The sequence below is a fragment of the Hyphomicrobium sp. genome, from assembly GCF_020852195.1.
In the GTDB taxonomy this organism is placed as follows: Bacteria; Pseudomonadota; Alphaproteobacteria; order Rhizobiales; family Hyphomicrobiaceae; genus Hyphomicrobium_C.
In genome coordinates this window covers 1-3,184 of record NZ_JADZBI010000089.1, presented here as the reverse complement: position 1 = coordinate 3,184, position 3,184 = coordinate 1, and the positions used below count along the sequence as shown (strand labels likewise).

Annotated in this window: 2 protein-coding genes and 1 pseudogene; 2 read left to right on the top strand and 1 reads right to left on the bottom strand. The window is 61.6% G+C overall.

Going from position 1 to position 3,184, the window contains the following annotated elements:
• Positions 1–23: 23 nt before the first annotated feature.
• Positions 24–959, bottom strand: a complete 936-nt coding sequence (locus IT540_RS07100; protein WP_291175044.1) for a PQQ-binding-like beta-propeller repeat protein — start codon at positions 957–959, stop codon at positions 24–26.
• An 838-nt stretch (positions 960–1,797) separates the two neighbouring features.
• Between IT540_RS07100 and IT540_RS07095 the strand changes: the two genes are divergently transcribed.
• Together IT540_RS07095 and IT540_RS07090 are read left to right on the top strand one after the other, a co-directional pair.
• Positions 1,798–2,784, top strand: a complete 987-nt coding sequence (locus IT540_RS07095) for a thiamine pyrophosphate-dependent dehydrogenase E1 component subunit alpha (protein ID WP_291175041.1) — start codon at positions 1,798–1,800, stop codon at positions 2,782–2,784.
• A gap of 61 nt (positions 2,785–2,845) precedes the next feature.
• A pseudogene (locus IT540_RS07090) lies at positions 2,846–3,184 on the top strand (alpha-ketoacid dehydrogenase subunit beta); the annotation flags it as partial.

The following is a 3,184-nucleotide window of genomic DNA, read 5'->3' as shown; positions in this document are numbered from 1 at the left end:
GTCTGGTAGTGCCACTTGTACTATCAGGTCTTCGCATCGAGGGCGACGACCGAGCAAAGGAACAGGTTGTCGCCTCCATCGGGGCTGCGGATCTTCTGGTTCCAGGGACCGCCGTTGCCGGTTCCGACCAGCAGCTGGTCGAACTCGGCATCATAGGTGAACCCGTTCCAGGTCTGGCCGCCGCCGCCGAGCTTCCACCATTCCCCGGTCCAGGTCTTGGCTGCCATCTCCTGGGCTTCGTCCTCGAAGCCGTCAGCAGGGTTTCCGGGAACGACATAGAACCGCCAAGCCTGCTCTCCGGTCTCGACGTGATAGGCGGTGATGAAGCCGCGGCCGCCGCCCTGCTCGGAACCGCCGTTGCCGATGATGACCAGGTCGCGGAACGCCTTAGGGGCGCCGCTGATATGAAGCGGCAGCTTCGGATCGAACGTCTGCGTGGTCCAGATCGGAGTTCCCGTCTTTGCGTCAAGGGCAATGAGGCGGCCGTCGGCCGTCGCGATGATCACCTTGCCTTTGTAGATGGTCAGTCCGCGGCTCCAGCCCCACAGCATGCGCGAGCGATCCCCCGCGTGCTTCAAGGTCTCGGGGTCGTACTCCCAGAGCAGCTTTCCTGTTTTCGCGTCTACGGCGCGCGCCTTGCTGTAGCTCCCCGTGAAATACATCACTCCATCGACGACGAGCGGAGTGCCGACGAGCGCACGGTCTTCCGGTAGCGGCAGCGACCAGGCCAAGCCAAGCTGTCCGACGCTGTCGACGTTGATCTGGTCGAGCGGGCTGAAACGCTGTTCGCTATGATCGCGCCCATAGGCCAGCCAGTTGTCCTTCTGGTTCGGGTCGGTCATAGCGGCATCGTCGACGACCGTTTCCGCCGAAGCACTGTTCCAAGTTCCCGGAAACGTACCGGCTACGGCCAGCAGCACTGCCGCGCCGGCAATACGCTTCAATCGGTTTACATTCATCCTTGTCGCCTCCTCACCGTTTTTCCTGTTTATGCGAACTCTGCCGTGCTTCCGACACAGGAGATCATCCCCAGCGTAGCTCGATCTCGATGCCCGGGCCGATCGTATGATGTCTGAAAATCTGGAGCGTGTAAGACGCCTGCAGCCACAGTCGGACCTCCCCATGCAGACTGGCTTTGGCCAAACCGGCTCGATCAAGCAGGGAGGGAAGGGGAGCCTGCGAAGACCCCTGTAAGCTGGCGTGTGCGCGGCAGCAGACGAGACCGTGTCATTCTTTCCTCCGGGGTGCGGGCACGCTGCGTGGCGTGCCCGTTCTCTTTTCTTCAACCATTATGGGGCAAGCGCCATGCCAAGTCGGATCTGCTTGGCTGCGTCCCAAATTCCGGGTCTGCATCGCGGCCGCTCGGAGACATCTGTCTCCGCATTGATCCAAGTGTTGTAATAATCGCTGTCACACTTCTGCATTGCTGCATCGCATTATCGGCGTGCTCCCGGGTGCCGCCATTGCCCAGGTGAAGCCGGATTTTCCGCCGGGCGACGGACTCTGCGCCGTGCAGCGAGACCCTGCGCGTGCGGTCGGCGTTTCTATCGCTGAAATCCGATGCCCGGCGCGGCGTGCCCCTTGATCCGCGTGCGACGATTGTTGCAGCGGCGAGACATCACGTGCTGCGGGGGATCGCGATACGCGGATGTTTTTCATAGTTCGTCAATGCCTTAACTGCCTGCGCAACTCTGGCACGAAGAATGCGTTGGCGTATCCGCACGCGAGAGATGGGGCTCATGGCAGGTCCATGCCGCGGTTGTCGCGCGAAATAAAAATGTTTCTGGGGAGGAGTCTTTGCTTCCAACACGCGATCAGAAGCTCTGGATGTACGAGACGATGCTCGTCAGCCGGTTCTTCGAAGAGACGATTGAGCAGATTTATCTCGAGGGGAAGAAGCCCGTCTTCAACATGGCCAAGGGACCCATTCCGGGAGAGATGCATCTCTCGAATGGTCAGGAGCCTTGTGCCGTGGGCGTCTGTGCGCACCTGACGCCGAGCGACATCGTCACCTCGACGCATCGTCCCCACCATGTGGCCATTGCCAAGGGCGTTGACCTCAAGAAGATGGCCGCGGAGATCTTCGGAAAGAAGACCGGCCTCAGCGGTGGCCGCGGTGGCCACATGCACATCTTCGATCCCGACGTGAACTTCAGTTGCTCAGGGATCATCGCGCAGGGAATGGGGCCGGCCGTCGGCGCCGCCCTTTCGCGAAAGCTGCAGGGCAAGGAGGGTGTTGCCGTCTCCTATATTGGAGAGGGTGCCGCCAACCAGGGAGCCTTCCACGAGGCGCTCAATCTGGCCGCGCTGTGGAAGCTGCCCGTAATCTTTGTCGTCGAGGACAACGCGTGGGGCATCTCGGTCTCCAAGGAGTCCTCCACGGCGGTGCCGAACAACGCGCTGCGGGCGCAGGCCTATGGCATGCCCGGCCATCTTGTAAAGGGGAACGATCCGATCGCGGTCTTCTCGGCCGCCGGCGAGGCTATCCGGCTCGCGCGCAGCGGCGGAGGGCCGACCCTGATCGATATCGAGACCGATCGCCTTGCCGGTCACTTCATGGGTGACGCGGAAGGGTACCGCCCCAAGGGAGAGCTCGATTCTCCGCGGGCGAGGGATGCGATACCCGCGCTGTTGAAGCGGCTGCAGGCCGAGGACGGGCTTACGGACGCCGACAACGCAGAGATCGTCGCCAGAGCTCGGCGCAAAGTGGATGAAGCCATCAAGTTCGCTCGCGAGAGCGAGTATCCGGCTCCGGAGGAAGCGTTGGAGAAGGTGTTCGCCTGACGGACGCTTCCACACCGGTTCAAAAACAAACGTAGCCCAAAAATTACAGGAGAAACGCCCCATGTCTTCCGTGGCTGCTGCTGCGGTCAACGAGCGCCGACTTACGATCGCTCGCGCCATGGCTGAATCGATTGCTCAAGAGATGCGGATTGATCCGCGAGTCTTCGTCATGGGCGAGGACGTTGCCCAACTCGGCGGCGTATTCGGAAATACGCGCGGATTGTTCGAGGAGTTCGGCGGCGAGCGCGTGCGCGACACCCCGATCTCCGAGACCGCCTTCATGGGCGCCGCCGTAGGGGCCGCCTCTGACGGCATGCGTCCGATCGTCGAGCTGATGTTCGTCGACTTCTTCGGCGTCTGCTTCGACGCCATCTACAACTCGATGGCCAAGAACATCTAT

Bases quoted from the DNA above. Each gene is read 5' to 3' on its own strand.
- IT540_RS07100 (WP_291175044.1), bottom strand. From the start codon at position 959: ATGAATGTAAACCGATTGAAGCGTATTGCCGGCGCGGCAGTGCTGCTG.